Here is an 18346-nt window from a genome sequence, read left to right as displayed (position 1 = left end):
TCTGGCAAGGAAGACCGAGATGAAGACGGAGTTTGCGACGGCCATGGGCCGGGCGCTCGATCAGGTGCGCGCCGGCGATCCGGCGGGGGCCACGCGGGCGATCCAGGATCTGCTGCGGGGCCGCGAGACCGGGGCGAGCGGCGAACCCGCAGCGCAGGAGGCCACGCGGCCGGCGCCCGCAGCCTCCTTCGACGGGATCGAGGAGGCCGAAGTGCTCGGCGGCCGCGCACCGCGGGCGCAGGCCGCGCCGGAGGCCTCCGCCGCCCCCCCGCGTCGCCGGATGGGGGCCGCGGTCGATGCCCTCCGCCGGCTGCGCCCCACGGGCCTCGCGTCCGCCGACGCCGGACGGGGGGCCGAGCCTGCCCTTCCCACGGGCGCCCGGTTCGAGCGGCTCCATCACGCAGGCACCGCCGGTGCCCGCGACTACCGGCTCTATATACCCGCGGCGCAGCCGGAGGGTCGGCCGGGGCTCGTCCTGATGCTGCACGGCTGCACCCAGACGCCCGAGGATTTCGCGGCAGGCACCGGGATGAACGCGGCGGCCGAGCGGCACGGGCTGATCGTCCTCTATCCGCATCAGGACCGCAGCCACAATGCGCAGGGCTGCTGGAACTGGTTCCGGCCCGGCGATCAGGAGGCCCACCGCGGCGAGCCCGCGCTTCTGGCCGACCTCGTGCGGGCGGTGGCCGCCCGGCATGACGTGGATGCGGGGCGGATCTTCGTCGCGGGCCTCTCGGCGGGCGGGGCGATGGCCGCGACGCTCGGGGCCACGCACCCCGAGCTCTTCTCGGCCGTGGGGGTCCATTCCGGCCTGCCGCACCGGGCGGCGCACGATGTCATCTCGGCCTTCGCGGCCATGCGGGGCGACGGGCAGGCGGCACGGCCCGCGGCAGGCGGGGCGCCGCGCACCATCGTCTTCCACGGCACGGCGGATGCCACGGTGCATCCCGACAATGCGCAGCGGCTGATCGACGCGGCGGTCGGCGGGCGGCAGTCGGCGGCGCGCACCGAGCAGGGGCGCAGCCCCGGCGGGCGGACATGGCGACGCGAGACCCATGCGGCTGCCGACGGAACCGCACTGGCCGAACTCTGGCGCATCGAGGGATCGGGCCATGCCTGGTCGGGCGGACGGGCCGCCGGCTCCTACACCGATCCGGCCGGTCCCGATGCCTCGGCCGAGATGGTGCGCTTCTTCCTCGCCGGGGCCTAGCGGACCCGGGGCGGCGCCCTGCCCGGATCGGCAGGGCATCCGCCTCTCCCGGGGGGATGCCCTCTTGCCCGCCGCCAGCCGCCTCCCTGCCCCGGCGGGATCGGCAAGGACCTCCGCCTCTCCGCGGGGTGCCGCCTCGCCTGCCGGCAGCGGCGGCGTCCCGCGCCAAGGCCCCCTCCTCCCGCACGAGACCCCGCGGCAGGCATAGGCCCGGCGCGGGAGCGGTCTCTCTCAGCCGAGGTCGCGCAGGATCTCCGCCGTGGCGGGCATCCGCGAAAGGCTCGCCTCGATCCGCTGGCGCCAGCGCGGGCCGCGTCCGAGGGCGTCGCGGTAGGCGTCGGCCAGATCGTCGGGCCGGTCGGCGGCCAGCAGCTCGGTCAGGAAGGCCGCCTGCCCGCGATCCTTCCGCGCCTTGGCCCGGTCCGGGCCGTCGCGGCGGCGGTCGGCCACGATCAGCTTGTGGATCGCGAACCGCTCGGGCCGCGGGATCTGCACCAGCACGCCGGAGCGGTAGAGCGCCACGGCGGGAATGGGCTCCGCGATCAGGAAGTTGAGATAGTTCAGCGCCTGCGCACTGATGCCGAGCGCGGGCAGCGGCTTCACCCGTTCGTCGCCGAAGGCGGGCGTCAGGAACTCGACCATCGCCTGCCCGCGGCTCTGGCGCCATTTCCAGACCTGCCGGTCGGCCAACCCCGGCACCGGATCGAACTTCAGCGCCTGCAGGATGTCGCCCGGCTCCTCCTCGACGCGGTCGCCGAGCGCGACCGACAGCCGCTCGAAACTCGCGAAGTCGATGTCCCCGGTCTGGGCCAGTTCCTCGGCATCGAACCGCACGCCGAGCTCGCCCTGATAGAGCGCATAGGCGGCCGTGCCCACCAGCGTCCCGCCCAGCCGGAACACGCCCGCCCGCGCGAAGGCCAGAAGCAGCGAGCCCGTCTCGCGGTCGGTGCCGGTGAAGCCCTCCGCGCGCAGCACCCGGGCCAAGCGCGCCATGGTCGCCCGGCGCTCCTCGGCCCCGGCCTTCAGCGCCGCCGCCCGCTCGAGCCGCGCGACAAGCTCGGGCGTGCCCTCGCCGAGGTAGCGGCTCTTCATCTCGGTGCCGATGCGGAACTTGTCGTAGAGATAGATCCGCCCGTTGCGGGTGCGCTGCTCGATGCTGCCGATCAGCGCCGAGGCGCTCTCGTCGAGATGAAGCCGGAGCAGGTCCTGATAGGCGACCTGCGCGGCGCGGGAATGCGAGCGGATCGTCATGGCGGGTCTCCTCCGACCGTCTGCGCCTCAGGGCCAGTGTGTGCATCAAATATCTTTCCGCTGCACATCGAGCAAGTGTGCAGCGGGAATTTTCTTGATGCACACGGCGGACACGGCCCAGAGCCCGCCTCCACGCCGCGTCAGTCCGTGCGCGACACGACCGAGAGGCTGCCGTCCGTCTCGAGCACCACGGAGCGGGCGGCGCCGGGGCTGTCGAGGCCGCTCTCGCGCAGGGCCGCGAGGATCTCGGCCTGCGTGACGCGCTGACGGCGCATGGCATCGTCGAGGAAGCAGCCTTCGTGCAGGAGCAGCGTGGGCTCGCTCTTGACGATGCTCTCGGCCAGAGGCCAGCGCACCGATGTCCAGGTGATCGCATATTGCAGGCAGATCAGCAGGGCCAGCGCCAGCACGCCCTCGGCCAGCGGCACGCTCCGGTTCAGGATCACGGTGGCCAGCGTCGAGCCGAGGGCCACGGTCACGATCAGGTCGAAGGCGTTCATCTTGCTCAGCGTGCGCTTGCCCGAGACGCGCAGCATCGCCACCAACGCGCCGTAGGCGAGGGTGCCGGCCAGCAGGATCCGCCCGAGGCCGGTCCAGCTGTCGAAGATCAGGGGGTCGCTCATCGGTCCTCCTTTCGAATGCGGCGTCGTGCCCGGGCAACCCTGCCCCGCCGCCTCTGTTCCGACGCTGCGGCCCATACAGTCGAAGCGGCGGAGGGTCCGTCTGGTCGGCGGCCCGAACCGGCGCGTCCGCGGCCGGAAGACCCGCCGTCCCGCCGTCGCGCCAGCGTGAGACGAAAGCGGGAAACCGTGGCTACGCAACGTCATCCTGCTGCTGATGAAGCTCGCCGGCGGGGAAGCACTCAGGGCTTGAGCTTTCATTCTTCATGAAATTCCGGGCACGTCACGGGGCGGTTTTTCAACCCATAGGCAAGATCACGCCGGTTTGACTTTCCTTGAACGGGAACAGGAACGGGGCAACGCTGTTCGGCAGCACCGAAGCATGGGCCTAGCCAGCCTTCAGTCAGGGAGAGCCGAAGATGCCGTCTGCCAGACAAGTCGCGGACACATGGTGGGTGAACGATCAGACGCCCGATAATCCTTATGGCAAGAGCGAGGACTACGATGCCTTCCTCGATTATCTGGGGGCGCTGAACCGCAGCCTCACCCCGGCCATCGCGGCCGAGCCGCTCCGGATCAACGTGACCGGCCTGAACGACCACCCGGATTACAAGGCGGCCGCCATCGGCGCGCTGCAGACCTGGGCCACGGTCACGCCGCTCCAGTTCGAGATCGTGGACGACGCGCCCTTCGACCGCGCGACGGACTGGATGGAGGTGGTGAGCCCCGAGATCGGCGAACCGAGCGACGGCAGCGCCTTCTCGAGCAACCGCTATGTCAGCATCGGCCAGCGCTTTCACGACACCGAGCCCGACAAGACCGCTCTCGGCGGCTATGTGTTCGACTCGTTCGTCCATGAATTCGGCCATGAATTCGGCCTGAACCACCCCGGCCTCTACAATTACAGCGGTCCCGGCGGCGTGCAGATCAACTATCTGAACAACGCGACCTGGACCTACGACCGGCAGCAATACAGCGTCATGTCCTATTTCGACGGCATCGACGTGGGCGAGACGAGCCGCTGGTCCGCCACCACGCCGCTCATGGCCGATATCGAGGCCGTGATCCGCCGCTTCTTCTCGACGGTGGACGAGGACGGGGTGCGGACCTACCAGACCATCGACCTCAACACGGGCGACGACATCTACGGCTTCAACAGCAGCGTCTTCGGCTACGAGCTGATGTCCGAGGGGCTGCAGCACGACATCGGCTTCGTGATCCACGACACCGGCGGCATGGACACGATCGACTTCTCGGGCTCGACGGCGGGCACGATCCTCGATCTGCGCGCAGGCCGGTTCTCGAGCGTGAACGGCCACAGCAACAACGTCTCGATCTTCGCGGGCCACAACGAGGACGCCAGCGACTATTACATCGAGGCGGGCATCGGCAGCCGCTTCGCCGATACGCTCATCGGCAATGACGGCGACAACGTGCTCGACGGGCGCGGCGGCGGCGACCGGATGGCGGGCTTCGGCGGCGACGACACCTATTTCGTCGATTCCGCCGACGATATCGTGCGCGAATTCGCCGACGGCGGGAACGACACGATCATCGTGCTGACCGAGGGGCTCGATCTGGGCGAGGTCGCCAATGTCGAGACGATCATCTACGCCGGCGGCTCGGCCCCCGCTCCCGACGAGGGGACGCCAGCCCCGGTCGCGGGCGCGGGCGGCACGCTCGGCAGCATCCTCATGGGCACCGAGGGCACGGACACGCTGAACGGCGGCGCGGGCGGCAACACGATCTTCGGCCTCGCCGGCGACGACCTGCTGATCGGCGGGCGCGACAGCCTCGCCAGCCGCGACATCAACAACACGATCGCCATCGCGGACCTCGAGGACCAGACCGAAAGCGACGACGGCAACGACGCGCTCTATGGCGGGGCCGGCAACGACACGATCATGGGCGGTGCGGGCGACGACACGCTCGACGGCGGCGCGGGCAACGACCTCTTGCGCGGTCAGGACGGCGTCGACGTGTTCCGCGGCGGTGCGGGCATCGACACCGTCGATTACGGGATGGAAAGCCCGTTCCAGCTTCTGGTCAATCTCGAGACCAACGTGGCGAGCGGCGGCACCGCCTCGGGCGATACCTTCTACAGCATCGAGAATCTGATCGGCTCGGACGACCGGATCGACCGCTTCATCGGCACGTCGGACGCCAACCACTTCTGGGGCCGGGGCGGCGGCGACTATTTCAACGGCCGCGGCGGCGACGACATCCTCGACGGCGGAGCGGACGGCGACATCCTCTATGGCGAGGGCGGCAACGACACGATCATCGGCGGCGCGGGTCAGGATTACATGAACGGCGGCGCGGGCATCGACACGGTGGTCTATGCCGGAAGCTCGGCCGCGGTGACGGTCGATCTGTCGCAGGGCACCGCACGCGGCGGCGACGCCGACGGGCCGGTGCAGATCGTGGGCCGCGGCTCGGTGATCCGCCACGACATTCTCGCAGGGTTCGAGAATGTGGTGGGCTCGTTCCACGACGACCGGCTGATCGGCGACGGGAAGTCGAACGTCCTCTCCGGCGGACGGGGCGACGACATCCTGACCGGCGGCGGCGGCGCCGACCGGCTGAACGGCGGCGCAGGCCGCGACACGGCCGACTACAGCACCGCGGCGCGCGGCGTGGCCCTGTCGCTGACGCTGGGCTCGTCGGACGGCGACAGCTACCGCTCGATCGAGAATCTCGCGGGCTCGGGCCACGCCGACGTGATGATCGGCGACACGGCGGCCAACGTGCTGACCGGTCAGGGCGGCAACGACACGCTCTTCGGGCGGGGCGGCGACGACGTCCTGCTCGGCGATTTCGCCCCCGAGGGCACGCCGGTGCCGCGGCCGGGGCTGGGCACGGGCTATGCCACCCTCGGGCCGGAGGCCGCCAACAACTCGATCGAGACGGCCTTCGACCTGTCGGAGAACTTCTCGCTGACCGAGGATCCCGACATCTTCGACTCGACCAGCGTGCTGCACACGACGGTCACGGCGACCGGCAACGGCCAGGGGGGCTATTACAGCCTCGATCTCGCCGCGGGCACGGTGGTGACGGTGGATATCGACGGGATCGCCGATCCCAATGTCCATGACAGCTGGGTGCGCGTGCTCGACAGCGAGGGCCGCATCGTGGCCGAGAACGACGACGGCGGCGGGGATCCGGGCTCGACCAGCAGCCGCGATTCCAGCACCGTCTTCACCGTCGAGGAAACCGGCACCTACTATATCGTGGAAGGCAGCTGGTCCGAGGATGCGCCCGGCGACGGCTGGAGCGACGCGGTTCCGGAAGGGTCCGACTACAAGCTGAACGTGTCGGTGGAATTCCCGCCCGAGCCGGTCCGGCCCGGCGAGGCGGGGCGCGACCGGCTGGTCGGCGGCGCGGGCGGCGACCTGCTCGACGGCGGGCTCGCGGCCGATGTGCTTCTCGGCGGCGCGGGCGAGGACAGCTTCCGCTTCTCGACCGCGCTCGGCGCGGGCAATGTCGACCGGATCCTCGATTTCGAGGTGGGCGAGGATCTCATCCTGCTCGACCGCGCGATCTTCGCCGAAGCGGGCGGCGCGGGCACCCTCTCGTTCGGCGCCTTCCACCGCAGCCCCTCGGGCGCCGCGCAGGATGCGTCCGACCGGATCCTCTACGACACCGACAGCGGCTTCCTGTCCTACGACGCCGACGGATCGGGCGAGACGGCCGCGGTGCGCTTTGCGCAGGTGAGCGCGGGGCTCTCGCTCACGGCGGACGACTTCTACCTCGTGTAAGACGGGGGCCGGGGCGCGCGTCCCATCGCGCCCCGGCCTGCCTCCCCCGGCCGGCGCCGCGGCCCCCCTCCGGCTCAGGACCTTCGCATGACCCTTCCGGGCAAGCCCCGCAGCCTTCTTCTCGCCGCCGCCTTCGCCGCGGGCACCGCCCAGGCGGGCGGCCTCTCCGGCACGCTCGACCATGAGGGCGGGACGGCGCTGCCGAAGGGCGTGATCGAGATTTCCGCGGGCGGGGCCGACCCCCTGCGCCTCGAGAGCGACGGGTCGGCCCGGACCATGGCCTTCGCCCTCCCCGAGGCCGCCGCAGGCACCGAGGTCGAGGCCCGCCTGCTGCGGGCCGACGGCTGGCTCCTCGCCCGCGGCAGCGCCCGGCTGGAGCCCGGCACGCCGCTCCGCATCACGCTCTATACCGCGCTCTACTGAGCGGGTGCAGGGTCCCGGGGAGCTGGCCCGGCGCGAGCCCCGCTCCGCCGCGCAGGGGCCGGCGTCGGCGGGGGCTGTCTGCCCCCGCACCCCCGAGGATATTTGCGCAGAGTGAAAGAGGCTTTTGCGCGGGCCCGGAGGCAGGGTCGCGGGGAGTTTCGCGGGCCCGTTCGCCTTCGTCCGGAGCTCCTCAGGGCCGGTGGAGCGTGAGGGTGAAGGCGCCGCGCAGGGTGCCGGGAGAAAAGCCCGTGGCGCGGTCCTGCGGGTAGAGCGCCTCGATCTTCGCGCGGAGCCCCGGCGCCACGTCGGGGCCGTGACAGGCGGCGCAGGCCTCCTGCATCGGGATGGCCTTCATGTAGCGCAGCCCGCCCGGACCCTCCGCCATCGCCTCGAGATCCGCCGCGGGCTCTCCCGCCGCGAGCCGTTCCTCGAACCGGTGCAATTGTGCCGCCTCCCACGCGTCCGGCGCATTGGCGGGATTGCGCAGCCGGAGCGCGGTGCGTCCGATCTCGGCGCCCAGCTCCTCGGACAGGCTCTCGGTCAGTGGCAGCGCCTGAAGATGGCAGGCCTCGACGGCACCGGCGGGGCCGCCCTCCGCCATGGCAGCCTTGAGCGCGCCCTGAAGCTCCTGCTGCAGGCGCAGGGTCGCCCCGCGCGCCTCGGCCAGGGCGGCGGGATCGGCGGCCTCGGCGCCGGTCGTCCCGAGGCACAGGGCCAGCACGCAGCCGGCAAGGGCCCTTCTCATCGCATCCATCGCATCCTCCGTCTCTGGCAGCCGCCGGTGCCTCGGGCGCGCTGCGGGTGGGGACGGGGCGAGGCCCCCGCCCCGCCATAGCGCGACGGGCCCGGCGGAACGGTGATCTGGTCACACGGGCTTGAGGAAAGGATCGGGCCTTGCGCGCCCGCAGGCGGGTCAAGGCCTGTCATGCAGAGGAAGGGCGCCCGCCTAGCCAAGGGTCGTGCGGTGCGCGACCGGCGCGACCCCGTAGCGGCTGCGAAACACCTTCGAGAAATGCGAGGTGGAGGTGAAGCCGCAGGCCATCGCGATCTCGGAGATCGACTGCTCGGTCTGCACGATCAGGTGGCGCGCCCGCGTCAGCCGCACCTCCATCATGTAGCGCTTGGGCGATGTGTTGAGGAACCTGCCGAACAGCCGCTCGAGCTGGCGGGTCGAGATGCCGAGGCGGTCGGCGAGGGCGAAGGGGCTGAGCGGCTCCTCGACATGGGCTTCCATCAGCGCGATGGCCCGCGAAAGATGCGCGTTCCGCATCCCGTGGCGCGACTGGAGCGACACCCGCTGCGCGGCCGTGCCCTCGCGCACCGCCGTGTAGACCATCTGGTCGGCCACCGCCGTGGACAGATCCCGACCGTGCTCGCGCGCGATCAGATGCAGCATGAGATCGGCCGCGGCCGTCCCCCCCGAGGCGGTCACGAACCGCTCGTCGGGCACGAAGACGTTGCGCACGAGGGCCACCTCGGGGAAGTCCTCGGCGAAGAGATCGTGAAACTCCCAGTGGACCGCGGTCCGCACCCCGGTGAGGAACCCGGCCCGCGCGAGCACATAGGCGCCCGAACAGATAGCGCCGATGGGCGTGCCCGCTGCCCGCTCGCGCCGCAGGAAGGAGAGCACGGCCGGCGTCGTGTGATGCTGGACGCGGAGGCCCGAGATCAGGAACAGCCGGTCGCCGCGCGCGAGCGGCTCGAGCCCGCGGTGGACGAGCGTCACGCAGCGGTTCGAGCAGGTGGCGGTGGCGCCGTCCTCGCTGGCCAGAGACCAGCGGTAGAGCTCGCGCCCCGCCAGCAGGTTGGCGATGCGCAGGGGCTCGAGCGCGCAGGAGAAGGCGATATGGGAAAAGTTCTCGACGAGAAGGAAGACGAAAGGGGAGGTCCCGGACATGGCGGTTCACCGGCGAGGACGGGTGCCCGGAAGCGGGCACCCGGAAGGATCACTCGGCCGCCTTGCGCGCCTCGGCCAGCCAGCCGTCGTACTCGTCCCGATGCGCGGCGATCCAGGCATCGACATGCCGGTCGATGTCCGACGAATTGGCCTCGCCGTCGGTGATCTGCTTGTTCTCGGTCGAGATGTCCTTGATGTCGATCTTGGCGACCTCGAAGAGCTTTTCCGCGGCGGGATTGGCCTGAAGGAAGTCCTTCCGCGCCACGACGCCGATCGAATCCACCGCAAAGCCGAGGTTCTTGCCGTTAAAGGTGGTTTCGCCGGTCGCCCCGTCCGGCAGCGAGGTGTGGGGCACGCTCAGCCATTCGACATCCGTGCCGGGCACCAGCGCCCCCGACACCCAGTAGGGCGTCCAGGTGTAGTAGAGCACCGACTCGCCGTTCTGGTAGCGCGCCATCACATCGGCGATCATCGCCTGATAGGCGCCCTGATTGTGGGTGACGGTGTCGCGCAGACCGTATTCGTCGAGCTGATGCTCGATCACCCGCTCGCAGCCCCAGCCGGGGACGCAGCCGGCGAGGTCGGCCTTGCCGTCGCCGTCGGCGTCGAACTTCTTCGCCACCTCGGCGTCCTTCAGCTGGCCGATGTCGGTGATGCCCGCGTCGTAGGTCTTCTTGTCGACGAGATAGCCCTGCAGCGCGCCCTCGATCAGGGTGCCCACCTTGGCCAGCACCTCGTCGCCGCCAGCCTCCTGATAGAAGGTCTCGTGCAGCGAGCGCCAGTTCACGGCACTGAAGTCGCCGTCGCCCGCGCCGAGCGCCATGTGCAGGGTCTGATATTCCACCTCCTGCGGCTCGGCGATGGAATAGCCCAGATCCTCCAGCGCCCGGAACAGGATGCGGTGCTGGAAGAACTCCTCGATCTGCGTGGCCATGATCGGGCGGACGGTCACGCCCTCGCCCGGGGTGTCGTTCGCCAGAAGCGGGGTGGCCGCGACCGACAGCATCAGGGACAGGGCAATCTTGAACGGTTTCATGGTGTCTCCTTGTTGGGCTGGCTGGAACGGCGCCTTCAGACGCTCTTGTGAAACAGGCGCATGACGAGGCCCACCGGCCCCTCCTGCCACCAGTGGCGGTGGTTGCGGGCGCGGCCCGAGCGGCCGAGACCCTGCGTCACGCGGTCGAGAACGATGGCGAGGATGACGATGCCGAGACCGCCCACGATGGCCTTGCCCGCATCGAGCCGGCCCATGGCGCGCAGCACCTCGTTTCCGAGGCCCTTGACCGAGATCATCGAGGCGATCACCACCATGGACAGCGACAGCATGATCGTCTGGTTCAGCCCCGCGAGGATCGTGGGCGTGGCGAGCGGCAGCTCGACCTTGAACAGGATCTGGCGCGGCGTGGCGCCGAAGGCGCGCGCGGCCTCGACGACGCCGGGATTCACGCTGCGGATGCCGAGCGAGGTGAGGCGCACCAAGGGCGGCAGCGCGAAGATGATGGTGACGATCACGCCCGAGACATTGCCGATCCCGAGCAGCATCACCACGGGCACCAGATAGACGAAGGCCGGGATGGTCTGCATCGTGTCGAGGAACGGCCGGACCGCCGCCTCGAACCGGTCGCTCTTGCCCGCGAGCACGCCGAGCGGCAGGCCGATGATGACGCAGAGCGCCACGGCCGCATTGACGATGGCGAGCGTGGTCATGGCGAGCGACCAGGCGTCGGGCGACAGAAGCCCCAGCGCCACCAGCGCCGCGGCCACGACGAGGGCCACCCGTCCCCCCGCCGCCTGCCAGGCCACCAGCACGATCAGCAGCAGCATGACGGTGGGCGGGATCGACTGCATCAGGTTCTCGATCCAGCCGATCAGCCCGTCGAAGAAGGACTTGATCGGCTGCAGCGCCGTGCGGTTGGCGATGGCCCATTGCTTGATGCCGTCGGTGCGCCCGTCGATGTCGAGATCGATGCTGCGGAACGGATCGAGCAGGCTGAAGGTGCGCTCCTCGGCCATCAGACGGCCTCCGCCTGGCAAGCGGCCGCGTCCTCGCGGCCCTGGATGCCGCGCAGGAGCGCACGCTTTCCCACGACACCCACCACGGCGTCCGCATCCTTGATGAGGATCGGATGATCGGTGCCGACCGCCAGATCGACGAGCCGGTTCAGCTTGTCGTCGGGGCGCGCCACCGGCCAGGCCTCGATCCCGTCCGTGGGCCGCGTCCGGCGATACTGCTCGAAGGGCTGCATGATGCGCGCCGCCGACACGAGGTCGAGCTTCGAGATCCCGGCCACGAAATCGGCCACATACTCGTCGGCCGGCTCGGTCACGATCTCTTCGGGCGTGCCGATCTGCACCAGCACCCCGTCCTTCATGATCGCGATCCGGTCACCGATGCGGATGGCCTCGTCGAGGTCGTGGGTGATGAAGACCGTGGTCTTGTGCAGCTCGGCCGAGAGGGCCATGAAGGTGGTCTGAAGCTGCTTGCGGATCAGCGGGTCGAGCGCCGAGAAGGGCTCGTCCATCAGCAGGATGGTCGGGTCGGCAGCGATGGCACGGGCCAAGCCCACGCGCTGCTGCATTCCCCCCGACAGCTCGTCGGGATATTTCGTTTCCCATCCCGTCAGGTCCACCGCCTCGATGGCCTGCGCCGCAACCCGTGCGCGCTCCTCCTCGGGCCGGCCCCGCACCTCGAGCGAGAAGACGACATTGTCGCGCACCGTCCGGTGCGGCATCAACGCCATGCTCTGGAACACCATGCCGATCCGCTGGGCCCGCAGCGCGCGCAGGTCGCGGGCGTTCATCGCATTGACGTTCTGCCCCTCGATGAAGACCGAGCCGGAAGTGGGCTCGATCAGCCGGTTGATGTGCCGGATCAGCGTCGACTTGCCCGAGCCGGACAGGCCCATGATGCAGAAGATCTCGCCGCGCTTCACGCTGAAGGAGGCGTCCTGCACCCCCACCACGCAGTCGAACCGTTCCCGGATCTCGGTCTTCGACAGGCCCCCGCTGCGGACGGCCTCCATCGCCTGACGCGACCTGCGGCCGAAGATCTTCCAGATCCCCTCGCAGCGGATGACGTCCTCTCTTGCGGATTTGGTCATGCGGACTCCCCCTGTCCTGAAACTACAAACAGAAAATTTCTATGTAGACAACATGTATTTCGATACTGTAGACACATTGTATTCCGAGAGGGATGGGCGGTGGACGGAGTTCGCAGTAGGAAGCGGCCTCGGACCCAGCAGGAGACAGCCGTGGACAGCCCGACGAAAAGCCGCAAGACGCTCTGCATCGAGGATCTGCGCCAGCGCATCCTGACCCAGGCGCTCGAGCCGGGAAGCTATCTCGACGAGACGGATCTGGCCGAGAGCTACGGCATCTCGCGCCCGCCGCTGCGCGAGATCCTGCGCCAGATGGCGGGCGAGGGATATCTCGTGCTGCACGAGAACCGGGGCGCGCAGGTGGCGCCCATGACCTACAAGACCATGCGCAATTTCTTCCTCGCCGCGCCGATGATCTATGCCGCCGTCTCGCGCCTCGCCGCCGAGAACGCCCGGCCCGACCAGATCGCGCTGCTGAAGGAGACGCAGGCCGCCTTCCGCGATGCGATCCGCCGCGGCAATCCCGCCGACCGGGCGCTGATGAACGAGCGCTTCCATTCGATCATCGGCGAGATGGCGGACAACGAATATCTGACGCCGAGCCTCCGGCGGCTGCTGATCGACCACACGCGGATCGGCATGACCTTCTACAGCCCGCGCTTCCCCGGCATGACCGACGTCCAGTCGGTGGCGGCCGACCAGCACGACCTCTTCATCGAGCGGATCGAGGCCGGCGACGCCGACGGCGCGGCCGACCTCGCCGTCGCCCACTGGGAGCTGTCGCGGGCCCAGATCGAGAGTTTCGTCACACCGGAGAGCATCCGGCGCCCGCTCGGCCGCGCGCCGGGGGCCTGAGGATCCAGAGGAGCTTCATGAAGTTCGAGGGAATCTACACGCCCGTCATCACGCCGCACCGCGAGGATGGCGCCATCGACCGCGACGCCTTCGCCGCGGCGATCGAGCAACTGATCGCCGCAGGCGTCCACGGCCTCATCAATGGCGGATCGACGGGCGAATATTACGCCCAGTCGATGGAGGAGCGCGCCGGAATGGCCAGCCTCGCCCGCGAGGTGATCGGCGACCGCGTGCCGCTGATCGTGGGCACGGTGGCGATCCGGCTCGAGGATTCCCTGCGCATGGCCGAACATGCGGCAAAGATCGGCGCGGCGGCGATCCTCGTGGGCTCGCCCCCCTATGCGGTGCCGACCGAGCGCGAGAATGCGCTGAACGCGCTGGCCATCGACCGCGCGGCCGATCTGCCGGTGATGCTCTACAACTACCCCGGGCGCATGGGCGTGACGATGGGTGCGGAATTCCTCGACCGCGTCGGCCGGTCGCGCAACTTCTGCGCCATCAAGGAGAGCTCGGGAGACATCAACCGCGTCCATCTTCTGGCGCGCGATTATCCCCACATCCAGATGTCCTGCGGCATGGACGATCAGGCGCTCGAATTCTTCGCCTGGGGCGCGCGCTCGTGGGTCTGCGGCGGCTCGAACTTCCTGCCCGCCGAGCATCTGGCGCTCTGGCAGGCCTGCGCCGTCGAGGGCGATTTCGCCAAGGGCCGCCGGATCATGTCGGCGCTGCTGCCGCTGATGCGGGTGCTCGAGCAGGGCGGCAAGTTCGTGCAGTGCATCAAGCACGGCTGCGAGATGGCGGGCCTGCGCGCAGGCCCCCCGCGCCCGCCGCTGAAGCCCCTGACCAAGGAGGACAAGCGCGAGCTGGAGCAGGTCGTGCGCGTGCTGAAACGGACCATTGCCCAGATCGCCGCGGAGGCCTGAGATGACCCTTCTGACCACCGAGGATTACAAGGCCATCGCGGCGGGCCTCACGCTGCCCACCGGCGCCTTCATCGACGGCCGCTTCCGGCCCGCGCAGTCGGGCGCCACCTTCGAGACGCGCAACCCCGCCACCGGGCAGCTGCTGGCCGAGGTCGCGGCCTGCGGCCCGGCCGACGTCGATCTGGCCGTGCAGAAGGCCCGCGACGCCTTCGAGGACGGCCGCTGGTCGCGGCTGCCGCCCCGCGCGCGCAAGGAGGTGCTGATCCGCCTGGCCAAGCTCCTCAAGCGCCATGCCCGCGAGCTTGCGGTGATGGAGAGCCTCGACAGCGGCAAGACCATCTACGACTGCGAGACGGTGGACCTGCCCGAGACGATCCACTGTCTCACCTGGCATGCCGAGCTGATCGACAAGATCTACGACCAGACCGCACCCGCCTCGGACGACCATCTGGCCCTCGTGCTGCGCGAGCCGGTGGGGGTGGTGGGCCTCGTGCTGCCGTGGAACTTCCCGCTGCTGATGCTCGCCTGGAAGATCGGCCCGGCGCTGGCCGCGGGCTGCTCGGTGATCGTGAAGCCGGCCGAGGAGACGCCGCTCACCGCGCTCCGGGTGGCCGAGCTGGCGACGGAGGCGGGCGTGCCGCCGGGCGTCTTCAACGTCCTGCCCGGCCACGGCCCCGAAGTGGGCGAGCCCATCGGCCGGCACATGGACATCGACGCCGTCTCCTTCACCGGCTCGACCGAAACGGGCCGGCGCTTCCTGCGCTATGCCGCCGAGTCGAACCTCAAGGAGGTCACGCTCGAGATGGGCGGCAAGAATCCGGCGGTGGTGCTCGACGATGCCGAGAACCTCGACCGGGTGGCCGCGCATGTCGTGACCGGCGCCTTCTGGAACATGGGCGAGAACTGCTCGGCCGCCTCGCGGCTGATCGTGCAGAGCGGGGTGAAGGAGGCGCTGATCGCGCGGATCCTCGCCCATGCCCGCGAATGGCCGATGGGCGATCCGCTCGACCCCGCGAACCGGGTGGGGGCGCTGGTCTCGCCCGCGCATCTGGACAAGGTCCGCTCCTATCTCGCCGAGGGGCCGACGGTGCTGCTGGGGGGCAAGGCCCATGGCGCCTTCGTCGAGCCCACGATCCTCGAGATCACCGACCGCGAGGCCGCGCCCGCGCGCGAGGAGATCTTCGGCCCGGTGCTCTCGGTCCTGACGGTCGAGAGCTTCGACGAGGCCATCGCGCTGGCCAACGACACGCCCTACGGGCTCGCGGCCTCGATCTTCACCGCGAACGTGAAGAAGGCCCTGCGCGGCGCGCGGGCGCTCCGGGCGGGCACGGTGACGGTGAACAGCTTCGGCGAGGGCGACATCACCACCCCCTTCGGCGGCTTCCGCCAGTCGGGCTTCGGCGGGCGCGACAACGGCATCCACGCCCACGATCAATATACCCAGCTGAAGACCATCTGGATCGATCTGGCCGACGACGCGGCCGAGGCCGTGTCATGACCAGCTTCGAGGCGCGGCGGACCCCGGTCCACCGCGGCCCGGCGGCCTGGTCCGCCATCCTGCCCGGCCAGCCCGCACCGCAGCCGCTCGAGGGCGACGCCACCGCGGACGTGGCGGTGGTGGGGGCGGGCTTTGCCGGGCTCTCGGCCGCGCGGCGGCTCCTGCAGCTCGATCCCCGCGCCCGGGTCGTGGTGCTCGAGGCCGGCCGCATCGCCGAGGGGGCCTCGGGGCGCAACTCGGGCTTCATGATCGACCTGCCGCACGACATCGCCTCCGACGACTATACCGGCCACGGCAGCGACGCGGCCATGATCGGGCTGAACCGGCAGGCCATCGCCTTCGCGCGGCAGGCGGTCGAGGAGCATGCCATCCCGGCCGCCTTCTTCGACCCCGCGGGCAAGGTCAATGGCGCGGCAAGCCCCGCGGCCGACCGGCTGAACGCGGCCTATGCCCGCCATCTGGCCACGCTGGGCGAGCCGAGCGAGCGGCTCGACGCGCAGGCCATGGCCGAGCTCACCGGCTCGCGCCACTACCTGTCGGGGCTCTTCACGCCGGGCACGGTGATGCTGCAGCCCGCGGGTTACATCCGCGCGCTGGCCGAGGGCCTCAGGGCCGCGGGCGTGCGCATCGCCGAGACGAGCCCCGTCCTCCGGCTCGCGCGGCAGGGCGCGGGCTGGCAGCTTGTCACGCCGCACGGCCGGATCGCCGCGGGCAAGGTGATCCTCGCCAACAACGGCCAGATCGAGAGCTTCGGCTTCGCCCGCGGCCGGCTCATGCATCTCTTCCTCTATGCCTCGATGACGGCGGATCTCGGCCCCGAGGCGCTGCGCACGCTGGGCGGTGCGCCGCGCTGGGGGATCACGCCCTCGGACCCGATGGGCACCACCATGCGCCGGATCGACGGGCCGCAGGGCGGCAACCGCATCGTCACGCGCACCTGCGCCAGCTTCGAGCCCGGCATGGAGGCGAGCGAGGCCGCGCTCCGCCGCACCGCCGCCGTCCACCGCTGCAAGTTCGCCGAACGTTTCCCGGCCCTCGGGTCCGTGCGGATGGAGTTCAGCTGGGCGGGCCACCTCTGCCTCAGCCGCAACGGCGTGGCCCTGATGCGCGAGCTCGAGCCCGGGCTCTTTGCGGCCTGCGTGCAGAACGGCCTCGGCACCACGCGCGGCACCCTGACGGGGATCGGCGCGGCGGAACTCGCCTCGGGCGTCGAGAGCGCGGTCACGCGCCATTTCGTCGCCGAGGCGGATCCCACGCCCCTGCCGCCCGAGCCGCTGGCAACCCTCGGGGCCTCGGCCTATCTGCGCTGGAAGGAATGGCGCGCTGCGGCCGAGTAGTCCTCATGCGGCAGGCTCAGCTGCGCCATCCGCCCTCCGTCGACGGTCCAGACCTGCCCGGTCACGAAGGCCGCCTCGTCCGAGGCGAGCCAGGCCACCAGCGCCGCGACCTCCTCGGGCTGGCCCGTGCGGCCCACGGGATGGATGCGGCCGATCCCGCGCCGGAAGGCCTCGGGGTCGGGCATCGCTTCCACGAAGGCCTCGTTCAGCTCCGTCTCGATCCAGCCCGGCGCGACCGCGTTGCAGCGGATGCCCTCCGCGCCATGATCGACGGCCACCGCCCGCGTCAGCCCGTGCAGCCCCGCCTTCGAGGCGCAATAGGCGGCATGGCGCGGGTTCGCCCCCAGCCCCTCGATGGAGCCCACATTGACGATGGCGCCCCGCACGGCCCGCAGATGCGGCAGCGCCGCCCGGATCGCAAGGAACGGCGCGGTCAGGTTCACGCGGATCGTGCGCTCCCAGTCGGCCAGCGCCATCTCCTCGACCCGCGCCTCCTGCATCACGCCCGCATTGTTCACCAAGACGTCGAGCCGCCCCGCCCGATCCACCGCCTCGGCCACAGCGCGGGCGGGCGCGTCCGCATCGGCGAAGTCGGCCGCGATGGCCTCGAACCCGGCGTCCGCGCCGCGCTGCGCCGTGAAGACCCGCGCCCCGTCCGAGGCGAGGCGCCGGGCGATGGCCTGCCCGATGCCGCGGCCCCCGCCGGTGACGAGCGCGACCCGCCCCTCGAACCGGCTCATGCGACGGCCTTCCCGCCATTGACCTCGACGAGAGAGCCGCAGAGGTAGCGCGCGGCATCCGAGGCGAGGAACAGCACCACATCGGCAATGTCCTCGGGCTCGGCGATGCGGCCCAGAGGCACGGTGCGGCCCAGCTCCGCCACCGCCCGATCCGGGTCGAAGCCGCGCTTCGCGAAGCCCGTGCGCAGCATCGGCGTGTTCACCTCGTTCGGGCAGACCGCGTTGATGCGGATGCCCTGAGGCGCATGGTCCATCCCCATGCATTGCGTGAGCGAGGCGAGCGCGGCCTTCGTCAGGCAGTAGAGCGCATGGCCCGGCCCCGGCCGCAGCCCCCAGCAGGAGGCCACATTGACGATGGCGCCGCCGCCCGCCGCCGCCATCAGCGGGATCGCCGCGCGGCAGATGCGGAACGGGGCCTCGACATTGACGCCGAGCGAGAGCGACCAGTCGGCATCCGTCGTCTCGGTGATCCTGCCGCGGGAGATGACGCCCGCATTGTTCACCACGATGTCGAGCCGGCCCAGCCCCGCCGCCACCGCGCCCGGCAGCCCGTCCGCGTAAGCCGCCTCGCGCAGGTCGCCCGGCAGATGCAGATCGGCCGCGATCCCCGCCACCGCGCGGTCGGCCACCGCCACGCGCGCACCCGCGGCACGGAGCGCCGTCACCACCGCGCCGCCGATACCACCCGCGGCACCGGTCACCAGCGCCACCTTCCCCTCGAACCCCTGCATCGCTC

Annotated in this window: 16 protein-coding genes; 7 read left to right on the top strand and 9 right to left on the bottom strand. The window is 70.6% G+C overall.

The annotated features are described in order from the left end of the window. Positions 1-19 precede the first annotated feature (19 nt). Positions 20-1210, top strand: coding sequence for an extracellular catalytic domain type 1 short-chain-length polyhydroxyalkanoate depolymerase (locus RSP_RS20060; RefSeq protein WP_011331293.1), 1191 nt, complete (start codon positions 20-22; stop codon positions 1208-1210). 231 nt (positions 1211-1441) lie between these two features. On the opposite strand, the gene RSP_RS20055 is transcribed toward RSP_RS20060, so the two are convergent. Both RSP_RS20055 and RSP_RS20050 read right to left on the bottom strand, forming a co-directional pair. Then, entirely contained in the window at positions 1442-2461 is a 1020-nt protein-coding gene (locus RSP_RS20055) for a nucleotidyltransferase family protein (RefSeq protein WP_011331292.1), read from the bottom strand. Positions 2462-2601: 140 nt separating this feature from the next. Then, positions 2602-3084, bottom strand: coding sequence for a DUF421 domain-containing protein (locus RSP_RS20050; RefSeq protein WP_017140452.1), 483 nt, complete (start codon positions 3082-3084; stop codon positions 2602-2604). Positions 3085-3500: 416 nt separating this feature from the next. On the opposite strand from RSP_RS20050, the gene RSP_RS20045 reads away from it, so the two are divergent. Together RSP_RS20045 and RSP_RS20040 are read left to right on the top strand one after the other, a co-directional pair. Beyond that, positions 3501-6839 (top strand): M10 family metallopeptidase C-terminal domain-containing protein, encoded by a 3339-nt coding sequence (locus RSP_RS20045; protein WP_011331290.1) that lies wholly within the window; start codon positions 3501-3503, stop codon positions 6837-6839. A gap of 87 nt (positions 6840-6926) precedes the next feature. Further along, the gene (locus tag RSP_RS20040; RefSeq protein ID WP_011331289.1) at positions 6927-7262 is read left to right on the top strand and encodes a hypothetical protein; all 336 of its coding nucleotides are present in this window, start codon (positions 6927-6929) and stop codon (positions 7260-7262) included. A 190-nt stretch (positions 7263-7452) separates the two neighbouring features. On the opposite strand, the gene RSP_RS20035 is transcribed toward RSP_RS20040, so the two are convergent. The 5 genes from RSP_RS20035 to RSP_RS20015 all read right to left on the bottom strand — a co-directional run bounded on the left by RSP_RS20035 (position 7453) and on the right by RSP_RS20015 (position 12260). After that, on the bottom strand, positions 7453-8016 hold the full coding sequence (locus RSP_RS20035) for a Tll0287-like domain-containing protein (protein WP_011331288.1): 564 nt from the start codon (positions 8014-8016) through the stop codon (positions 7453-7455). 192 nt (positions 8017-8208) lie between these two features. Further along, the gene (locus RSP_RS20030) at positions 8209-9159 is read right to left on the bottom strand and encodes a GlxA family transcriptional regulator (RefSeq protein ID WP_011331287.1); all 951 of its coding nucleotides are present in this window, start codon (positions 9157-9159) and stop codon (positions 8209-8211) included. Between the two features lie 49 nt (positions 9160-9208). Continuing rightward, positions 9209-10195 carry a glycine betaine/L-proline ABC transporter substrate-binding protein ProX gene (gene proX / locus RSP_RS20025; protein ID WP_011331286.1) on the bottom strand — a complete coding sequence of 329 codons (987 nt, stop codon included), beginning with the start codon at positions 10193-10195 and terminating at the stop codon, positions 9209-9211. Positions 10196-10230: 35 nt separating this feature from the next. Beyond that, a complete protein-coding gene (locus RSP_RS20020; protein WP_011331285.1) occupies positions 10231-11172 on the bottom strand; it encodes an ABC transporter permease in 942 nt (313 codons plus the stop codon). Then, positions 11172-12260, bottom strand: a complete 1089-nt coding sequence (locus RSP_RS20015; protein WP_011331284.1) for a quaternary amine ABC transporter ATP-binding protein — start codon at positions 12258-12260, stop codon at positions 11172-11174. Before RSP_RS20015 ends, RSP_RS20020 begins: the two co-directional genes overlap by 1 nt. Before the next feature lie 150 nt (positions 12261-12410). Here RSP_RS20015 and RSP_RS20010 point away from each other — a divergent pair, with 150 nt between their 5' ends. Genes RSP_RS20010 through RSP_RS19995 form a run of 4 tightly spaced genes read left to right on the top strand, consistent with a single transcriptional unit; the run spans position 12411 to position 16870 of the window. After that, positions 12411-13112, top strand: a complete 702-nt coding sequence (locus RSP_RS20010) for a GntR family transcriptional regulator (RefSeq protein WP_017140454.1) — start codon at positions 12411-12413, stop codon at positions 13110-13112. 17 nt (positions 13113-13129) lie between these two features. Further along, positions 13130-14035, top strand: coding sequence for a dihydrodipicolinate synthase family protein (locus RSP_RS20005; protein WP_011331282.1), 906 nt, complete (start codon positions 13130-13132; stop codon positions 14033-14035). 1 nt (position 14036) lies between these two features. Next, positions 14037-15533: an aldehyde dehydrogenase gene (locus RSP_RS20000; protein ID WP_011331281.1), complete on the top strand. Its 1497-nt coding sequence runs from the start codon at positions 14037-14039 to the stop codon at positions 15531-15533. Beyond that, positions 15530-16870 (top strand): NAD(P)/FAD-dependent oxidoreductase, encoded by a 1341-nt coding sequence (locus tag RSP_RS19995; RefSeq protein ID WP_011331280.1) that lies wholly within the window; start codon positions 15530-15532, stop codon positions 16868-16870. Before RSP_RS20000 ends, RSP_RS19995 begins: the two co-directional genes overlap by 4 nt. Here RSP_RS19995 and RSP_RS19990 read toward each other — a convergent pair. Together RSP_RS19990 and RSP_RS19985 are read right to left on the bottom strand one after the other, a co-directional pair. Then, positions 16831-17610: an SDR family NAD(P)-dependent oxidoreductase gene (locus RSP_RS19990; protein WP_011331279.1), complete on the bottom strand. Its 780-nt coding sequence runs from the start codon at positions 17608-17610 to the stop codon at positions 16831-16833. The two genes, RSP_RS19995 and RSP_RS19990, sit on opposite strands and share 40 nt — an antisense overlap. After that, complete coding sequence (locus RSP_RS19985; protein WP_011331278.1) at positions 17607-18341, bottom strand: SDR family NAD(P)-dependent oxidoreductase; 735 nt, start codon at positions 18339-18341, stop codon at positions 17607-17609. The genes RSP_RS19990 and RSP_RS19985 overlap by 4 nt, the downstream gene beginning before the upstream one ends. Positions 18342-18346: the final 5 nt, after the last annotated feature.

Origin of the sequence: Cereibacter sphaeroides 2.4.1 (assembly GCF_000012905.2) — a bacterium.
In the GTDB taxonomy this organism is placed as follows: domain Bacteria; phylum Pseudomonadota; class Alphaproteobacteria; order Rhodobacterales; family Rhodobacteraceae; genus Cereibacter_A; species Cereibacter_A sphaeroides.
Note: the sequence above shows the minus strand (reverse complement) of the source record. Positions and strands in the feature narration are given on the sequence as shown.

Bases quoted from the DNA above. Each gene is read 5' to 3' on its own strand.
- RSP_RS20060 (WP_011331293.1), top strand. From the start codon at position 20: ATGAAGACGGAGTTTGCGACGGCCATGGGCCGGGCGCTCGATCAGGTG.
- RSP_RS20055 (WP_011331292.1), bottom strand. From the start codon at position 2,461: ATGACGATCCGCTCGCATTCCCGCGCCGCGCAGGTCGCCTATCAGGAC.
- RSP_RS20050 (WP_017140452.1), bottom strand. From the start codon at position 3,084: ATGAGCGACCCCCTGATCTTCGACAGCTGGACCGGCCTCGGGCGGATC.
- RSP_RS20045 (WP_011331290.1), top strand. From the start codon at position 3,501: ATGCCGTCTGCCAGACAAGTCGCGGACACATGGTGGGTGAACGATCAG.
- RSP_RS20040 (WP_011331289.1), top strand. From the start codon at position 6,927: ATGACCCTTCCGGGCAAGCCCCGCAGCCTTCTTCTCGCCGCCGCCTTC.
- RSP_RS20035 (WP_011331288.1), bottom strand. From the start codon at position 8,016: ATGGATGCGATGAGAAGGGCCCTTGCCGGCTGCGTGCTGGCCCTGTGC.
- RSP_RS20030 (WP_011331287.1), bottom strand. From the start codon at position 9,159: ATGTCCGGGACCTCCCCTTTCGTCTTCCTTCTCGTCGAGAACTTTTCC.
- proX (WP_011331286.1), bottom strand. From the start codon at position 10,195: ATGAAACCGTTCAAGATTGCCCTGTCCCTGATGCTGTCGGTCGCGGCC.
- RSP_RS20020 (WP_011331285.1), bottom strand. From the start codon at position 11,172: ATGGCCGAGGAGCGCACCTTCAGCCTGCTCGATCCGTTCCGCAGCATC.
- RSP_RS20015 (WP_011331284.1), bottom strand. From the start codon at position 12,260: ATGACCAAATCCGCAAGAGAGGACGTCATCCGCTGCGAGGGGATCTGG.
- RSP_RS20005 (WP_011331282.1), top strand. From the start codon at position 13,130: ATGAAGTTCGAGGGAATCTACACGCCCGTCATCACGCCGCACCGCGAG.
- RSP_RS20000 (WP_011331281.1), top strand. From the start codon at position 14,037: ATGACCCTTCTGACCACCGAGGATTACAAGGCCATCGCGGCGGGCCTC.
- RSP_RS19995 (WP_011331280.1), top strand. From the start codon at position 15,530: ATGACCAGCTTCGAGGCGCGGCGGACCCCGGTCCACCGCGGCCCGGCG.
- RSP_RS19990 (WP_011331279.1), bottom strand. From the start codon at position 17,610: ATGAGCCGGTTCGAGGGGCGGGTCGCGCTCGTCACCGGCGGGGGCCGC.
- RSP_RS19985 (WP_011331278.1), bottom strand. From the start codon at position 18,341: ATGCAGGGGTTCGAGGGGAAGGTGGCGCTGGTGACCGGTGCCGCGGGT.